At 72.8% G+C, this 15,467-nt stretch carries 14 protein-coding genes; 7 read left to right on the plus strand and 7 right to left on the minus strand.

What is annotated here, in order from left to right; genetic code table 11:
• Positions 1-25: 25 nt before the first annotated feature.
• Complete coding sequence (locus F3L20_RS12545; RefSeq protein WP_150157312.1) at positions 26-1,432, minus strand: sensor histidine kinase; 1,407 nt, start codon at positions 1,430-1,432, stop codon at positions 26-28.
• A 38-nt stretch (positions 1,433-1,470) separates the two neighbouring features.
• Positions 1,471-2,160 (minus strand): response regulator transcription factor, encoded by a 690-nt coding sequence (locus F3L20_RS12550; RefSeq protein WP_145828753.1) that lies wholly within the window; start codon positions 2,158-2,160, stop codon positions 1,471-1,473.
• 290 nt (positions 2,161-2,450) lie between these two features.
• Between F3L20_RS12550 and F3L20_RS12555 the strand changes: the two genes are divergently transcribed.
• The 4 genes from F3L20_RS12555 (at position 2,451) to F3L20_RS12570 (ending at position 5,991) form a co-directional block, all read left to right on the plus strand.
• Positions 2,451-3,608, plus strand: a complete 1,158-nt coding sequence (locus tag F3L20_RS12555; protein ID WP_150154410.1) for an ABC transporter ATP-binding protein — start codon at positions 2,451-2,453, stop codon at positions 3,606-3,608.
• Positions 3,605-4,297 (plus strand): ABC transporter permease, encoded by a 693-nt coding sequence (locus F3L20_RS12560; RefSeq protein WP_150154412.1) that lies wholly within the window; start codon positions 3,605-3,607, stop codon positions 4,295-4,297. The genes F3L20_RS12555 and F3L20_RS12560 overlap by 4 nt, the downstream gene beginning before the upstream one ends.
• A complete protein-coding gene (locus tag F3L20_RS12565; protein ID WP_150154414.1) occupies positions 4,294-4,959 on the plus strand; it encodes an ABC transporter permease in 666 nt (221 codons plus the stop codon). Before F3L20_RS12560 ends, F3L20_RS12565 begins: the two co-directional genes overlap by 4 nt.
• Before the next feature lie 75 nt (positions 4,960-5,034).
• Positions 5,035-5,991 (plus strand): ABC transporter substrate-binding protein, encoded by a 957-nt coding sequence (locus F3L20_RS12570; RefSeq protein ID WP_150154417.1) that lies wholly within the window; start codon positions 5,035-5,037, stop codon positions 5,989-5,991.
• 72 nt (positions 5,992-6,063) lie between these two features.
• On the opposite strand, the gene F3L20_RS12575 is transcribed toward F3L20_RS12570, so the two are convergent.
• Genes F3L20_RS12575 through F3L20_RS12595 form a run of 5 tightly spaced genes read right to left on the minus strand, consistent with a single transcriptional unit; the run spans position 6,064 to position 10,919 of the window.
• Positions 6,064-6,660 carry a GTP-binding protein gene (locus F3L20_RS12575; protein ID WP_150154419.1) on the minus strand — a complete coding sequence of 199 codons (597 nt, stop codon included), beginning with the start codon at positions 6,658-6,660 and terminating at the stop codon, positions 6,064-6,066.
• Entirely contained in the window at positions 6,647-7,000 is a 354-nt protein-coding gene (locus F3L20_RS12580) for a DUF742 domain-containing protein (protein WP_150154421.1), read from the minus strand. Before F3L20_RS12580 ends, F3L20_RS12575 begins: the two co-directional genes overlap by 14 nt.
• A gap of 1 nt (position 7,001) precedes the next feature.
• Positions 7,002-7,433: a roadblock/LC7 domain-containing protein gene (locus F3L20_RS12585; protein WP_150154423.1), complete on the minus strand. Its 432-nt coding sequence runs from the start codon at positions 7,431-7,433 to the stop codon at positions 7,002-7,004.
• Positions 7,434-7,455: 22 nt separating this feature from the next.
• Positions 7,456-9,870 (minus strand): sensor histidine kinase, encoded by a 2,415-nt coding sequence (locus F3L20_RS12590; RefSeq protein WP_150154425.1) that lies wholly within the window; start codon positions 9,868-9,870, stop codon positions 7,456-7,458.
• Positions 9,871-9,920: 50 nt separating this feature from the next.
• Positions 9,921-10,919, minus strand: a complete 999-nt coding sequence (locus F3L20_RS12595) for a substrate-binding domain-containing protein (RefSeq protein WP_150154427.1) — start codon at positions 10,917-10,919, stop codon at positions 9,921-9,923.
• A gap of 410 nt (positions 10,920-11,329) precedes the next feature.
• Here F3L20_RS12595 and F3L20_RS12600 point away from each other — a divergent pair, with 410 nt between their 5' ends.
• From F3L20_RS12600 to cyc2, 3 genes are all read left to right on the plus strand, one after another.
• Positions 11,330-11,977, plus strand: coding sequence for a ScbR family autoregulator-binding transcription factor (locus F3L20_RS12600; protein WP_150154429.1), 648 nt, complete (start codon positions 11,330-11,332; stop codon positions 11,975-11,977).
• A 40-nt stretch (positions 11,978-12,017) separates the two neighbouring features.
• On the plus strand, positions 12,018-13,196 hold the full coding sequence (locus F3L20_RS12605; RefSeq protein WP_150154431.1) for a damage-control phosphatase ARMT1 family protein: 1,179 nt from the start codon (positions 12,018-12,020) through the stop codon (positions 13,194-13,196).
• A gap of 95 nt (positions 13,197-13,291) precedes the next feature.
• Complete coding sequence (gene cyc2, locus F3L20_RS12610; RefSeq protein WP_150154433.1) at positions 13,292-15,448, plus strand: germacradienol/geosmin synthase Cyc2; 2,157 nt, start codon at positions 13,292-13,294, stop codon at positions 15,446-15,448.
• The last annotated feature ends 19 nt before the right edge of the window (positions 15,449-15,467 follow it).

Here is a 15,467-nt window from a genome sequence, read left to right on the forward strand (position 1 = left end):
GCCGGCCGGGTGGGCGCCCGGGACCTCAGCACACCCCTCGCAGCGGCAGCCGTACGGTGAAGACCGTCGCCCCCGGCCCGGCGGTCAGCGTGATGTCGCCGCCGTGGGCGCGGACCAGGGAGCGGGCGACCGACAGACCCAGGCCGCTGCCGCCACGGTCCCGGCTGCGGGCCTTGTCGACGCGGTGGAAGCGGTCGAAGACCCGCTCCCGGTCCTCCGCCGGGATGCCGGGGCCCGCGTCGGTGACCCGTACCAGGGCCGTGTCACCGGAGACCGAGACCTCCACGGACACCGGGGTGCCGGCCGGGGTGTGCACGGCCGCGTTGGCCAGCAGGTTGTCCAGCACCTGCCGCACCCGCTGCGGATCGAGCCGCAGCACCGGCGGGCCGGGGGCCCGGGCCGTGACCGTGAGCGGATGCGTCGGGCGCGCCGCCCGGAACGCGTCCGCGGCCTGCTGCACCAGCTCCGTCAGATCCGTGTCGGCCGTACGCAGCGGCGCCTCCGCCTCCGCCGCGTCCAGCCGGGCGAGCAGCAGCAGGTCGTCCAGCAGGACACCCATCCGCGCGGCCTCGGCCCGCAGCCGGGCCAGGTGCCGCTCCCGTTCGGCTGGCTCGTTCGCGGCGGCGTACTGGAACAGGTCCGCGTAGCCGCGCACCGACATCAGCGGGGTGCGCAGTTCGTGCGAGGCGTCCGCGACGAAGCGGCGCAGCCGCTGCTCGGCCTCCGCGCGGACCGCGAGCGAGTCGTCGATGTGCTCCAGCATCGTGTTGAACGCCGTGCGCAGTTCCGCCACCTCACGCCCGCCGTCGCGTCCGTCCGCGCGCAGCGGCAGCCGGGCCGCCGACTCGGTCAGGTCGTGCGAGGCGATGCCGTGCGCGGTGTGCGCCATGTCGCTCAGCGGTTTCAGCCCGCGCCGCAGCATCCGCCGTCCGAACACCACCAGCGCCGCCAGCGCGAGCGCGAACACCACGACCTGCACGGTGACCAGCCGTTCGACGGTCTTCTCGACGTCCTCCACGGGAGCGGCGCTCACCAGCACCACTCCCGGCTCCACCTCGCAGCCACGCAGCCGGTACGTGCCCTCCCCGTCGATCCGCGCGGTGCGCATCAGTTCCGTGTCGGAGTGCGCCATGGCCCGCGCGAGGTCGGCGAGCGGCCCGGTGTCCGCGGGTACGTCGGCGGGCCGGCGCAGACGGACCGCGTCGCCGGTGACGTCGTACACCGCCGTGTACCAGCCGTAGTACGGCTTGCGCCGCACCGTGCCGTGCGCCGCCGCGTCCTTGGCCTGCACGGTCTGGATCAGCTTCAGCTGGTCGCCGAGCTGCCGCTCGAGGTAGTCCCGCATGTAGGCGGTGAGCGCCGTGCCGACGACCGCGAACACCGCGAGGGACAGCACCCCGAGGCCCAGCGCCAGCCGGGTGCCCAGCCGCATCCGCCGGTGGGCGTCCCGCAGCCGCCGGGCCGCCGCCCTCACTCCGCCGCCTGCCGGATCACGTACCCGAAGCCCCGCACGGTCCGGATCAGCGGCGCGCCGGTGGCGTCCAGCTTGCGCCGCAGCCGGCTGACCACCAGCTCCACCACGTTCGCCCGGCCGCCGAAGCCGTACTCCCACACGTGGTCGAGGATCTGCGCCTTCGTCAGCACGGTCGGCGAGCGGCGCATCAGATAGCGCAGCACCTCGTACTCGGTCGGGGTGAGCGCCAGCAGGTGCTCGCCCCGCCGCACCTCCCGGGTGTCCTCGTCCAGCGACAGGTCCCCCACCCGCAGCACCGACCGCCGGAAGTCCGGGCCCGCGCTGCGCCGCAGCACCGTACGCAGCCGCGCCATCAGCTCCTCCACGGCGAACGGCTTGACCAGGTAGTCGTCGCCGCCCCGGGTCAGCCCGGCCACCCGGTCGGCGACCCCGTCCCGGGCGGTGAGGAACACCACCGGCACCATCCGCCCCGAGCTGCGCAGCCCGTCCAGCACCCCGAAGCCGTCGACGTCCGGCAGCATCAGGTCCAGCACCACGATGTCCGGGCGGAACGCGGCGGCGCGGCGCAGCGCCTCCTCGCCCGAGTGGGCGGTGACCGCCTCCCAGCCCTCGTACCGGGCGACCGTCGCCACCAGGTCGGCTATCGGAGGGTCGTCGTCCACCACGAGTACGCGCACTCTGTCCACGGGCCCATACTGCGGCACGGCACCGCCCGCGCCCGAGGCCCCCGCACGACCGGAGCCTGATCGACAGCGAACCGACAGCCGGCCGACAGGGTGCGGGCGGCGGCCCGTGCGGAGCAGGTGGTTTGGCCCGCCGGGTTCCGGGCAGGTGCGGCCCTGGCCCTCGGCCGCCCCCGCCGCCGGGGTCCCGTGACCCCGGGGGTGTCGTCGGTGCCGCCGTCTACACTCGACCGGCACGCGGCGCGGTCGACCCCGGCCGACCATCCTCAGCCACCCGAAGGGCAAGCGGCGTCTTGATACGGATCGACTCAGTCACGAAGCGGTACCCGGACGGCACGGTGGCGGTCGACCGGCTGTCGCTGGAGATCCCGGACCGCTCGATCACCGTCCTCGTCGGACCCTCGGGCTGCGGCAAGACGACCACCCTCCGCATGATCAACCGGATGGTCGAGCCCACCGAGGGGACGATCCTCCTCGACGGCGAGGACGTGCAGCGGCAGCCGGTCACCACCCTGCGCCGCTCCATGGGGTACGTCATCCAGAACGCGGGCCTCTTCCAGCACCGCACGATCGTCGACAACATCGCGACCGTCCCCCGCATGCTCGGCTGGGGCAAGCAGCGTGCCCGGGAGCGGGCGGCCGAGCTGATGGAGCGGGTGGGCCTGGACACCTCGCTCGCGAAGCGGTACCCGTACCAGCTCTCCGGCGGCCAGCAGCAGCGCGTCGGGGTGGCGCGGGCGCTCGCCGCGGACCCGCCGGTGCTGCTGATGGACGAGCCGTTCTCGGCCGTCGACCCGGTGGTCCGCAAGGGGCTGCAGGACGAACTGCTGCGCATCCAGGACGAACTGGGCAAGACCATCGTCTTCGTCACCCACGACATCGACGAGGCGATCAAGCTCGGCACCATGGTCGCCGTGCTGCGCGAGGGCGGCCGGCTCGCCCAGTACGCCCCGCCCGCCGAGCTGCTGTCGAACCCCGCGGACGGCTTCGTCGAGGACTTCCTCGGCGCCGACCGGGGCATCCGCCGGCTGTCCTTCTTCACCTCCGAGGCGCTGGAGCTGACCACCGACGCCGTGGTCCCGGCCGACGCGCCCGCCGCACGCCTCACCGCCGCCCGGACCCCGTACGTGCTGGTGACCGACGCCGACGGACGCCCGCTCGGCTGGCGGGAGCGCGGGAGCACCGGCGACTCCGGTCAGCTCCTGCCGTACGGGCGCCCGTTCCGGCCCGGTACGGACTCGCTGCGGGTCGCGCTCGACTGCGCGGTCCTCTCGCCCACCGGCTGGGCGGTCGCCGTGGACGGTGACGGCCGGGCGACCGGGGTGGTCTCCCAGCAGACCATCGGCGAGGCGATCCGCGCCGCCCACACGGCGGCCGGCACCGCGCCCGCCGGGGCCTCCGCGGACGCCCCCGCGTCGGCGCGCGGCGAGGACGAGAAGGTCGCCGGATGAGCGGCTTCTTCGACATCCCCAGCGACCTCCAGCACAGCTGGGCCGGCCTGGTCGGGCTGCACCTGCGCGAGGCCCTGCTGCCGGTGGCCGCCGGGCTGCTCCTCGCGCTGCCGCTGGCGCTGCTGTGCGGCCGGTTCCGCTGGCTGTACCCGCCGGTGCTCGGTGTGACGACCGTGCTGTACGCGGTGCCGTCCCTGGCGTTCTTCGTGGTGCTCATCGACTACACCGGCCAGACCGAGCTGACCGTGATGATCCCGCTGGCCCTGTACAGCCTGGTGGTGCTGGTCCCGGCGATCGTCGACGGCGTGCGCTCGGTGCCCGACGAGACCCTCGCCGCGGCCACCGCCATGGGCTTCGGCCCGGTACGGCGCTACGCCCAGGTGCAGTTGCCCATCGCCGCGCCCGCGATCATCGCCGGGCTGCGGGTCGCCACCGCGTCCAGCATCTCCCTGGTGAGCGTCGGCGCCCTCATCGGCAACCAGGGCGCCCTCGGCAACCTGCTGGCCGCCGCGCAGAAGTACGACCGGCCCGAACTCGCTATGAACGCCGTGCTCACCACCGCGGCCCTGGCGATCCTGTGCGACGTCGCGCTGGTCGCCCTGCGCCGGGTGCTGACGCCCTGGATGCCCGGCCGGAAACAGGCCGCGTCGCCGCGTGAGGAACTCCTCGCGAAGGGTGCCGCCCGGTGAACGTCCTCAACTTCGTCCAGGCGTTCTTCAGCGACAACGCCCACTGGCACGGCTACGACGGCATCCCCACGCGCTTCGTGGAGCACGTCCAGTACTCGCTGCTGGCCCTCGCGATCGCCGCCGCGATCGGCCTGCCCGTCGGGCTGCTGACCGGCCACACCGGACGCGGCGGGAACGTGATCGCCTTCGTCGCGAACGCGGCCCGCGCGCTGCCCAGTTTCGGACTGCTGGTGCTGGCCGTCCTGCTGATCGGCTTCGGGCTGCTGCCCGTCATGATCCCGCTGGTCGTGCTGGCCGTGCCGCCGATCCTGGTGACCACGTACGAGGCGGTCCGCACCGTCGACCCCGCGCCGGTGGACGCGGCCCGCGGCATGGGCATGCACGAGTCGCGGATCCTGTTCCGGGTGGAGGTGCCGGTGGCCCTGCCGCTGATCCTCGGCGGGCTGCGGTCCGCCGCCATCCAGATCGTGTCCACGGCCACCATCGCCGCGTACGTCAGCCTCGGCGGGCTGGGCCGGTACATCATCGACGGGCTCTACCAGCGCGACTACGAGAAGGTCGTCGGCGGCGCGACGCTGGTGGCGGTCCTGGCGCTGGTCACCCTCGCGCTGTTCTGGGCCGCGGGGCGCCTCGCGGTGTCACCCGGAGTGCGCCGCCGCTGACATTCGATCAGCTGTGCGAAAAACGTAACCCCAACGGTCTTGACTGACCGTGAAACGGCTGGATTGGATCGGTGAATGATTTCCACGGCGAAGAGCTGCAGACCCACCAAGAGGCACACCGGGGCGGCGGCCGTCGCGCTCGCCGCCGCGGCGGCGCTGCTCGCGGGCTGTTCCTCCGGTGACACCTCCGAGAACCCGCTCGACGGCGAGAAGGCCGACGCCGGCACCGTCGTCGTCGGCTCGAACAACTTCGCCGAGTCCACCCTGCTCGCCGACATCTACGGCGAGGCGCTGCGCGCCAAGGGCCTGAAGGTCACCTACAAGCACAACATCGGCAGCCGTGAGACCACGTACGGGCTGATGAGGAACGGCTCGGTGACGGTCCTTCCGGAGTACAACGGCTCCCTCCTCGCCTACCTCGACGCCGACGCGGAGCAGACCTCCGCCGACGCGGTCAACGAGGCGGCGAAGGCCAAGCTGGACAAGCAGCTGACCCTGCTGGAGTCCTCGCCGGCCGAGGACAAGGACTCGGTCAGCGTCAACGCGGCGACGGCGAAGAAGTACGGACTGACCGCCGAGTCCACGCTCGCCGACCTCAAGGACATCGCGCCCGAGCTGGCGATCGGCGGCTCGCCCGAGTTCCAGACCCGGCAGCAGGGCCTCAAGGGCCTGGAGGCCGTCTACGGGCTGAAGTTCAAAACCTTCAAGGCGCTGGACGCGGGCGGCCCGCTGACCCAGGCGGCCCTCGCGCAGAACGAGGTGCAGGCGGCCGACGTCTTCACGACCGACCCGACGATCGTGAAGGAGAAGTTCGTCGTCCTGAAGGACCCGGAGAACCTCTTCGGGTTCGCCAACGTCACCCCGCTGGTCCGCAAGGACGGGCTGTCGAAGGAGGGCGTCGAGGCCCTGAACGCGGTCTCCGCGAAGCTGGACACCAAGACGCTCCTCGACCTGGACGCCCAGGTGCAGCTGGAGAAGAAGGACCCGCTGGACGTGGCCAAGGCCTGGCTGAAGTCCGCCGGTCTCGCCTGAGGCGCACCCTGGGGTGCGGCGGTCCGCCGCACCCCACGGCCGCGCTCACCCGGCCGCACCCCACGGCCGCGCTCAGCCCACCGCGGCCGCCTGCGCGATCAGCAGGTCGATGAGCGCGATCAGCACGTCCCGGGAGGACTCCCGCTCCCGTGCGTCGCACAGCAGCACGGGCACCGCCGCGGGCAGCGTCAGCGCCTCCCGGATGTCCTCCACCGGGTACGGGTGCTCGCCGTGGAAGCCGTTGACGGCGACCACGAACGGGATGCCCCGCCGCTCGAAGAAGTCGATCGCGGCGAAACTCGACTTGGGCCTGCGCACGTCGACCAGGACCACCGCGCCCAGCGCGCCGAGGGCCAGGTCGTTCCACATGAACCAGAACCGCTGTTGTCCCGGCGTGCCGAACAGGTACAGCACTAGGTCGTCGGAGACGGTGATCCGCCCGAAGTCCATCGCGACCGTGGTGACACGTTTCTCCTCGACGCCGTCCAGGTCGTCGACGTCCAGGCCCGCCATGGTGAGCGACTCCTCGGTGCGCAGCGGCCTGATCTCGCTGACCGAGCCGACCATGGTCGTCTTGCCCACGCCGAAGCCGCCGGCGATCAGGATCTTGACCGTGTCGGGCGCCCCGCGGTCCGCGGACGCCCGGGCGGTGGTGTCAGAGCCGGCCAAGGCCCTCCCTCACTTTCTGCAGCAGGTCCGGATCCGGGGTGGTGACGGAACGCGGCGCGCGGACGGTGATCCGGCCCGCCTCCAGCAGGTCGGAGAGCATGATGACGACCACGCTCACCGGCAGGTCGAGCCGCGCGGCGAGCTCGGCGACCGCCACCGGCTCCGCGCACAGCCGCAGGATCCGCGTGTGCTCCGGCTGCGGCCGGGCGGCCGTCTCCGGCTGCGGGTCCGCCGCCGTCACCGTCGTGATGAGCGTGAAGTCGGCGCGGCTCGGCCGGGTGCGGCCCCCGGTCAGGGTGAACGGCCGTACCAGCCGGCCCGCCGAGTCGCTGCCGCCCACGTCACACGCCTGGGTCGACGGCGGGACCGCCGGCGTCCCGCGGGGCCGCGCTGAGGTGCTCGCCGATCTTCTTCACCAGCATGTTCATCTGGTACGCCACCACGCCGACGTCCGCCTTCGGACCCGTCAGCACCACCAGGTGGGCGCCGGGTCCCGCCGAGGTGAGGATCAGGTAGCTCTGCGCCATCTCGATGAGCGCCTGGCGCACCGGGCCGCCGCGGAAGTCCATGCTGACGCCCTTGCTGAGGCTCATCAGACCGGACGCGGTGGCGGCCAGGCGCTCGGCGTCGTCGCGCAGGAAGCCGGTGGACTTGCTGACCACCAGGCCGTCCTCGGAGAGGACCACGGCCTGGTTCACGTCGGCGACCCGTTCCACGAGTCCGGTCAGCAGCTGGTCCAGCTGGGTGTGGGTGGCGGGCAGGGGGCGTGTCATGGCGGTGTTCCTTCGTCGGCGTTCAGCGGTCGGCGTCAGCGGTCGGGGTCGGGTGCCCGGAGGAGGAGGCGGGCACGCGCGTCGGGTCCTGTGGGGTGTCCTCGTGGTCCGGCTTCTCGTCCGGTGCGGCGCGGTCGTCGCCCTCGGGAGCGCCGTCGACGGCTCCCCGGGCCTTGGACGTGCCGCGCTGGAAGCCCCCGAGGGAGGAGGCGGCGCGTTCCGCGGTGAACTCCTCGTCGGACGCGTCCTCGGGCTCCTGCCCGGGCGCCGGCTCCTCGAGCAGTTCGGCGGCCAGGCTGGTCTGCGGCACCCGGCGGGGGAGCGGGGCGAGCCCGCCGGAGCCCGGGACGGCCGCGTCGTTCTCCCGCGCGGGAACGGGCCGCTGCGGGGCGGGGATCCGGGGCGCGGCGGCCGGGGCGACGGCGTCCGCCGCCCGGCGGGCGGCGCGCGTCTCGGGCGCACCGTCCGCGTCGTCGGGCTTCCCGGCGCCCGCCGTGCCGTCGGCGGCCCCGGCGTCGCGGACCACGACGTCGTGCGGGACCAGCACGATCGCGGTCGTCCCGCCGTACGGCGACGGGCGCAGGGTGACGGTGATGCCGTGCCGGTGCGCGAGCTGGGAGATCACGAACATGCCGAGGCGCAGGTCGTCGGCGAGCGCCACCACGTCGAACTGCGGGGGCCGGGCCAACTGGCCGTTGAGGGAGTCGTAGTCCTCCTCCGACATGCCGAGGCCCCGGTCCTCGACCTCCACGGCGAGGCCCTTGGCCACCATCGCCGCGCGCACCGTGACGGGGCCGGGCGCCGGCGAGTACACGGTGGCGTTGTCGATCAGTTCGGCCAGCAGGTGGATCACGTCGGCGACCGCCGGCGGCGCGAGTGCCACCTCCTCGTCGGTGAACACCTCCACCCGCTGGTACTCGGCCACTTCGCCGACGGCACTGCGCAGGATGTCGATCAGCGCGACCGGTTCGCTCCAGGTGCGTCCGGGACGCTCACCGCTGACGATGACCAGGTTCTCCTCGTACCGGCGCAACTGGCTGGCCGCGGAGTCCAGTTCGTACAGGCCCTTGAGAACCTCGGGGTCGGTGTGCCGGCGTTCCAGCGCGTCGAGCTTGCTGAGCTGGAGGTTGACCAGATTCTGGCTCTGCCGCGCGATTCCCAGGATGATCTTCTGGAAGCCGCGCCGGGTGTCGGCGAGTTCGACGGCGGTGTGCACGGCGGTGCGCTGCGCGGTGTTGAACGCCTGCGCCACCTGCCCGAGTTCGTCGTGACCGTAGTCCAGGGGGGTGGTCGCCGACTCGGCGTCGACCTTCTCGCCCCGCTCCAGCCGCGCCACCACGTCGGGCAGCCGCTCCTGCGCCAGGCCCAGGGTCGCGAGCCGCAGCCCGCGCAGCCGGCGGGACAGCGAGCGGGTGATGCGCCAGGACAGCCCCACGCACAGCAGCAGCGCGAGCAGCCCGGCGGCGCTCAGCGACGCGGCCGTCACCAGCAGGCTGCGGGCCTCGTCCGCGCTGCGGCTGAGCAGCGCGTCGGTCTGCTGCCGGATCATGGTGCTGTAGCGCGGGGTGACCGTGTCCATGGCCTCGTCCCAGCGGTCCTTCAGGTCCGGCAGCTCGGTCTCGCCCGCCTCCCCCTCGGCCGGGGTGGCCAGCACCTGGTCCTCCACCGCCTCCAGCGCCCGCCACGCGGGGCTCTGCAGGATCTCCTCGGCCTGCGTCTTGAGGCCGCCGCTGAGCGACGGCACGATCTGGTCCCCGACCAGCCAGCGCCGGGTGTGCACCAGCGCGGCGAACTCCTGCCGGCGCTCGGCGTCGAGACGGCCCGACGGCCACGCCAGCGTGAGCAGCGCGTCCTCCCGGGAGACCAGCTCCGCCGCGTGCTCCAGCGCCACCAGCGGCTGCGCCTGGGAGGTCAGGTCGCCGTCGTCGACCTGGGACAGCTCCTGGAAGGCGTGGATCTGGTCGTCGATGATCGAGGTGTACTGCTCCAGCGCCTCCTCCGCGGTGATGTCGCGGGGGCCGTCGATCTGGTCCCGGTAGTACTCCAGGCTGCCCACCGAGCCGAGCACCGAGTACAGCCGGTCCGAGACGCGCGCCGGGGCCTCGGCGATCGCGTCGGCCTGCCCCATCAGCCGCGCCACCGACCCGTCGGTGGTCCGGCGCTGGGCGTCCAGCGCGGACCGCGACCCTCCCGGCCCGGCCAGCCAGGCCGCGGTCAGGCGCCGTTCCCGCTGCAGGGCGAGCGTGGCGTGGGTGCCCATCGCGCCGGTGTCGCGGCTCAACCGGGTCTGCGAGCGCAACTCCAGACCCTCGGAGAACATGCGGATCGTCGTCAGGCCCCACAGGGCCGCGAGGGTGACGCAGGGCACCAGGGCGAGCAGGATCAACGAGAGGCGTATGGAGCCGAGACGGCGCCGGGCACCTGTCCGAGGAGACATCGTGGTCCTAGAGCGGTCGGGTGGTGGGGACGGTACGCACGGGAGGCCCGTCAGCGGGTTCCGGCGGCGGCGAACCGGGCGACCGAGTCCGCCTCCGTCTTGGTGACGAACGCCGGCCCGGTCAGGACGGGCGCGACCCCGCCGCCGCTGACGTTGCCGTTGGTCCGGTACAGGTGCAGCGCGTCCACGGCGAGGTAGCCCTGCAGGTAGGGCTGCTGGTCGACGGCGAACCGCACGGTGCCGCCGCGCACGGCGTCCACCAGGTCCTCGTTGAGGTCGAACGTGGCGACGGCGGCGTCGCTCTCCGCCTCCGCCGCCGCCTCGACCGCGGTGAGCGCGAAGTCGGCCCCGTTGGTGACGACCTGGTCGATGGTCGGGTCCTGGCGCAGCCGGGCCGTGACGATGCCGGAGACGGCCCGCTCGTCCGTGCCGTCCACGTAGAGGTTCTCGGTCGTGCCGCGGAACGTCTTCTTCACCCCGGCGCAGCGGGCCTCCAGGCCGACGTTGCCGCGCTCGTGGACGACGCACAGGGTGTGCTTGGCCTTCAGGTCGTTCAGCTTCTCGCCGACGGCCCGGCCCGCCAGGCTCTCGTCCTGGCCGAAGAAGGCCAGCAGTCCGGCCTTCTCCCACGAGTCGAGGCCCGAGTTGAGTCCGACCACGGGGATGTCGGCGGCCCGCGCCTCGTTGACCGGGCCCTTCATCGCCTGCGGCTTGGCCAGGGTCAGCGCGATGCCGTCGACGCCGTCCCGGACCGCCTGGCGCACCAGGTCCGCCTGGCCCGCCCCGTCCGGGTCGCTGAGGTAGGTCAGCTCGATGCCGTCCCGGGCGGCCGCCGCCTCGGCGCCCTTGCGTACCCGGTCCCAGAAGACGTCACCCTCGCTGCCGTGGGTGACCAGGGCGACCCGCATCCCCCCGGTGCCGCCCGCCGCCTCCGAGGGCCCCTCGTCCGCCCCGGAGGCGGAACAGCCGGCCGTCAGCAGGCCGATGGTGACCGCCACGACCGCCGTACGGCGTCTCGGGATGCGGCGGGAGGGGGGACGAGTGTTCATGAGGAGCGCGGACCTCGCTGTGCGGCAGAGCAAGTGCAGGGGAGAGCACGGACGGATCCGGACCACCGCGGGGTGCGGCCGACCGGGTGACTCTCGCTGGCCGGAGCCAACCGCGTGGAACCACTGGTCGTCAAGTGAACAGCCACGCGAAGTGAGGCGCCGCTGCCGCATTGTGATGAACCGTGAGCAGCGGCGGTGCGGGTCGGCGGGGCTCCGGTCCGAAAGGCCCGGCACGGCGTGCGCGGACCCGGCGCGCTGTTTCACTCCGCGACGTACGCCGCTTTTGCTCCTCTTGTTCAACTGCTCCCGTCAGACGGGGTGATGATTGCCCGCGCACAGTGAGTTATCGTGTACAGGGCGTTAAAACAAACGGCATGGACCGTTGCTTTCCGGCCACAGGAGCGCAGTCGATGGCAAGGCAGGTACGCGCCGAGAAGACGCGCGCGACGATCATCACGGCCGCCGCCGACCTGTTCGACCGGCAGGGCTACGAGTCGACCAGTCTCAGCGACGTCGTCGAGCACGCCCGGGTCACCAAAGGGGCGTTGTACTTCCACTTCGCCGCCAAGGAGGACCTCGCCCACGCCGTCCTCGAGCTCCAGTCCGCGACCTGCCGCCGGCTGGCCCGGGACACCGCGACCCGCGGCCGTACCTCCCTGGAGGCGCTGATGCGCCTGACCTTCTGCGTGGCCAGGATGTCCGCCGAGGACCCCGTGCTGCGGGCCGGACTGCGCCTGGCCACCGGCGGCACCCGGCCACGCCCGCCGCTCAGCCATCCCTTCACCGAATGGCTCGACATCGTCACGGCCCGGCTGGAGGGTGCCGTCGAGGAGTCCGACGTCCAGCCGGACGTCGACATCGACGTCGTCGCCCACTCCCTCGTCTGCTTCTTCGTCGGCACCCGGGTGGTCGGCCGGACCCGGGAGGACGTCACCCGCCAGCCCCGCCGCACGGCCGAGATGTGGCAACTCCTGGTCCGCGCCCTGGTCCCCGTGACCCGCCGCGCCCGTTACCTCTCCCTGGCCGCACGGCTGGAACGGGAGATCGCACCCCTGTGACGCCCGGCGCGCCGTGCGCCCCCGGGTTACGGTGAGCCCCATGTCCGAGATCCCCGCCGCCCCCGTGATCGTCGCCGACGAGCCCGGCACCTTCCCGCACGGCGTGCTGGCCGAGCGGCATCCCGCGATCCTCCGGCAGATCGCCGAGGCCCTCCCGTACGGGCCCGGTCAGCGACGCGCGCTCGACGCCCTGCTGGCGAACTGCACCGAGGGCACCATCACCCCCCTGCCCGCCGACGCCCACGACCGCGACCGCTGGGCCGCCTGGGGCATGGACGCCCACGCCGGCCGCTCCTGGTACGACGTGCCCTGGCTGTGGTCAGAGAGCTGGTTCTACCGTCAGCTGCTGCACGCGGTGGGCTACTTCGCGCCCGGCCCCTGGCAGGGCATCGACCCCTTCCGCCCCGCCAAGCTCGCCGAGCTCGACGCGCCCGCCACGGACGAGGAACTGGCCGCGCTCGACGACCTGGAGGGCCGCCCCGAGGACGAGCGGGCCCGCGCCCTGCTGCACGGCTCCCTCTGGGGCAACCGCGCCGACCTCGGCTTCCGCCTGTCCGCCGAGGGCGCCGAGGAGACCACCGCCGTCCCCGCGTTGGTGGCCGACGACAGCGAGCTCCTGTGGGCGCTGCTCGACGGCTCCCCCGCCGGCACCCTGTGCCTGGTCGCCGACAACGCGGGCCGCGAACTCGTCCCGGACCTGCTGCTGATCGCCCACCTGCTGGCCCACGGCCGCGTCGCCCGCGCGGTGCTGCACGTCAAGCCGCACCCGTACTACGTCTCCGACGCCACCACGGCCGACGTCCTCGACGCCGTGCACCGGCTCACCGGCGCCAAGGGGGCCGCCAGGGTGTACGGACAGGGCCTGCGCGCCGCCCTCACCGACGGCCGGCTCGTCCTGCGCGCCCACCCCTTCTCCTGCGCTCCCCTGCCGTACTCCGACATGCCGGACGACCTGCGCGCCGACTTCGCCGCCGCGACCGTCACCGTCCTCAAGGGCGACCTCAACTACCGCCGCCTGGTGGGCGACCGGTACTGGCCCCCGACCACCTCGTTCGCCGGCGTCACCGCCTACTTCCCGGGACCGGTCGCCGCTCTGCGCACCCTGAAGTCCGACGTGATCACCGGACTGGAACCCGGGACGGAGGCGGCGCTGGTCGCGGAGGAGGGGCAGCGCTGGCGCACCGGTGGCACCCACGCGCTGGTCCAGGTACGGACCTGAGCCCTCAACTCCCGTTTCCGGGCACGGTTCACGCGAAGGTGTGATCACGAGACGGCCGGCGGATGCGGCCGGAGCGGCGCGGGTAGCCCCCGGCCATGACGCAGCCCTTCGAACTCCCGCACTTCTACATGCCGCACCCCGCGCGCCTCAATCCGCACGTGGACCAGGCCCGGGCCCACTCCACGGCCTGGGCGCGCGAGATGGGCATGCTGGAAGGCAGCGGGGTCTGGGAGCAGGCCGATCTCGACGCGCACGACTACGGCCTGCTCTGCGCCTACACGCACCCCGACTGCGACGGCCCCGCGCTGTCCCTGATCACCGACTGGTACGTGTGGGTGTTCTTCTTCGACGACCACTTCCTGGAGAAGTACAAGCGCACCCAGGACCGCGTCGGCGGCAAGGCCCATCTGGACCGGCTGCCGCTGTTCATGCCCCTGGAGCCCGGGACTCCCGTCCCGGCGCCGGAGAACCCCGTCGAGGCGGGCCTGGCCGACCTGTGGGCGCGCACCGTGCCGGCCATGTCCGCGGACTGGCGCCGCCGTTTCGCCGTCGCCACCGAGCACCTCCTCAACGAGTCCCTGTGGGAGCTGTCCAACATCAACGAGGGGCGGATCGCCAACCCCGTCGAGTACATCGAGATGCGCCGCAAGGTGGGCGGCGCCCCCTGGTCGGCCGGACTCGTGGAGTACGCCACCGCCGAGGTACCGGCCGCCGTCGCCGGTACCCGCCCGCTGCGGGTGCTCATGGAGACGTTCTCCGACGCCGTGCACCTGCGCAACGACCTGTTCTCCTACCAGCGGGAGGTCGAGGACGAGGGCGAGCTGAGCAACGGCGTCCTCGTCCTGGAGACCTTCTTCGGCTGCACCACCCAGGAGGCCGCCGACCTGGTCAACGACGTCCTCACCTCGCGGCTGCACCAGTTCGAGCACACGGCCTTCACCGAGGTCCCCGCCGTCGCCCTGGAGAACGGGCTCACCCCGCCCGAGACCGCGGCCGTCGCCGCGTACGCGAAGGGCCTGCAGGACTGGCAGTCCGGCGGCCACGAATGGCACAAGCGCTCCAGCCGCTACATGAACGAGAACGCCCGGCACGGCGCCTCCTGGCAGTCCCTCACCGGCCCCGGCACGTCCGCCGCCGACGTCGGCGCGCTGCTGGCCAGGGCCGGCGCCGAGCGGCTGCGCCCGTACCGGCACGTGCCGTACCAGAAGGTCGGGCCGTCGGTCATCCCGGACATCCGGATGCCGTTCCCGCTGACCCTCAGCCCCGCCCTCGACGGATCACGGCGGCACCTGCTGGAGTGGTCGCACCGCATGGGCATCCTCGGCGAGGGCGTCTGGGACGAGGACAAGCTCGCCAGCTGCGACCTGCCCCTGTGCGCGGCGGGCCTGGACCCGGACGCCACCCAGGAGCAGCTCGACCTCGCCTCCGGCTGGCTGGCCTTCGGCACCTACGGCGACGACTACTACCCGCTGGTCTACGGCCACCGCCGGGACCTGGCCGCCGCCCGGCTGACCACCGCCCGCCTGTCGGCCTGCATGCCGCTGGACGGCGAGGAGGTCCCGCCCCCCGCCAACGCCATGGAGCGGTCCCTGACCGACCTGTGGGCCCGCACCACGGCCGGCATGACCCCCGAGCAGCGGCGGCCCCTGAGGGCGGCCGTCGACACGATGACCGAGTCATGGGTGTGGGAGCTGTCCAACCAGATCCAGAACCGCGTCCCGGACCCGGTCGACTACCTGGAGATGCGCCGCGCCACCTTCGGCTCCGACCTCACTCTGGGGCTGTGCCGCGCCGGACACGGACCGGCGGTCCCGCCCGAGGTCTACCGCACCGGACCGGTCCGCTCCCTGGAGAACGCGGCCATCGACTACGCCTGCCTGCTCAACGACGTCTTCTCGTACCAGAAGGAGATCGAGTTCGAGGGCGAGATGCACAACGCGGTCCTCGTCGTGCAGAACTTCTTCGGCATCGACTACCCGACCGCGCTGTCCGTGGTCGCGGACCTGATGAACCAGCGCATGCGCCAGTTCGAGCACGTCGTGGAGCATGAACTGCCCGTGGTCTACGACGACTTCCAGCTGTCGGAGGAGGCGCGGACGGTCATGCGCGGTTATGTGACCGACCTCCAGAACTGGATGGCGGGCATCCTCAACTGGCACCGCAACGTCGACCGGTACAAGGACGAGTACCTCTCCGGCCGGGTGCACGGGTTCGTGGCCCACCGCTCACCGGCACCCCCCGTTCTCGTCTGACGGCCGGCCCCGACCTCGG

The organism is Streptomyces tendae (assembly GCF_008632955.1).
Classification (GTDB): Bacteria; Actinomycetota; Actinomycetes; order Streptomycetales; family Streptomycetaceae; genus Streptomyces.

What these genes read in the sequence shown, in the direction of transcription:
- F3L20_RS12545 (WP_150157312.1), bottom strand. Translation starts at nt 1,432, where the DNA reads ATGCGGCTGGGCACCCGGCTGGCGCTGGGCCTCGGGGTGCTGTCCCTC.
- F3L20_RS12560 (WP_150154412.1), top strand. Translation starts at nt 3,605, where the DNA reads ATGAGCGGCTTCTTCGACATCCCCAGCGACCTCCAGCACAGCTGGGCC.
- F3L20_RS12570 (WP_150154417.1), top strand. Translation starts at nt 5,035, where the DNA reads ATGATTTCCACGGCGAAGAGCTGCAGACCCACCAAGAGGCACACCGGG.
- F3L20_RS12585 (WP_150154423.1), bottom strand. Translation starts at nt 7,433, where the DNA reads ATGACACGCCCCCTGCCCGCCACCCACACCCAGCTGGACCAGCTGCTG.
- F3L20_RS12590 (WP_150154425.1), bottom strand. Translation starts at nt 9,870, where the DNA reads ATGTCTCCTCGGACAGGTGCCCGGCGCCGTCTCGGCTCCATACGCCTC.
- F3L20_RS12595 (WP_150154427.1), bottom strand. Translation starts at nt 10,919, where the DNA reads ATGAACACTCGTCCCCCCTCCCGCCGCATCCCGAGACGCCGTACGGCG.
- F3L20_RS12600 (WP_150154429.1), top strand. Translation starts at nt 11,330, where the DNA reads ATGGCAAGGCAGGTACGCGCCGAGAAGACGCGCGCGACGATCATCACG.
- F3L20_RS12605 (WP_150154431.1), top strand. Translation starts at nt 12,018, where the DNA reads ATGTCCGAGATCCCCGCCGCCCCCGTGATCGTCGCCGACGAGCCCGGC.
- cyc2 (WP_150154433.1), top strand. Translation starts at nt 13,292, where the DNA reads ATGACGCAGCCCTTCGAACTCCCGCACTTCTACATGCCGCACCCCGCG.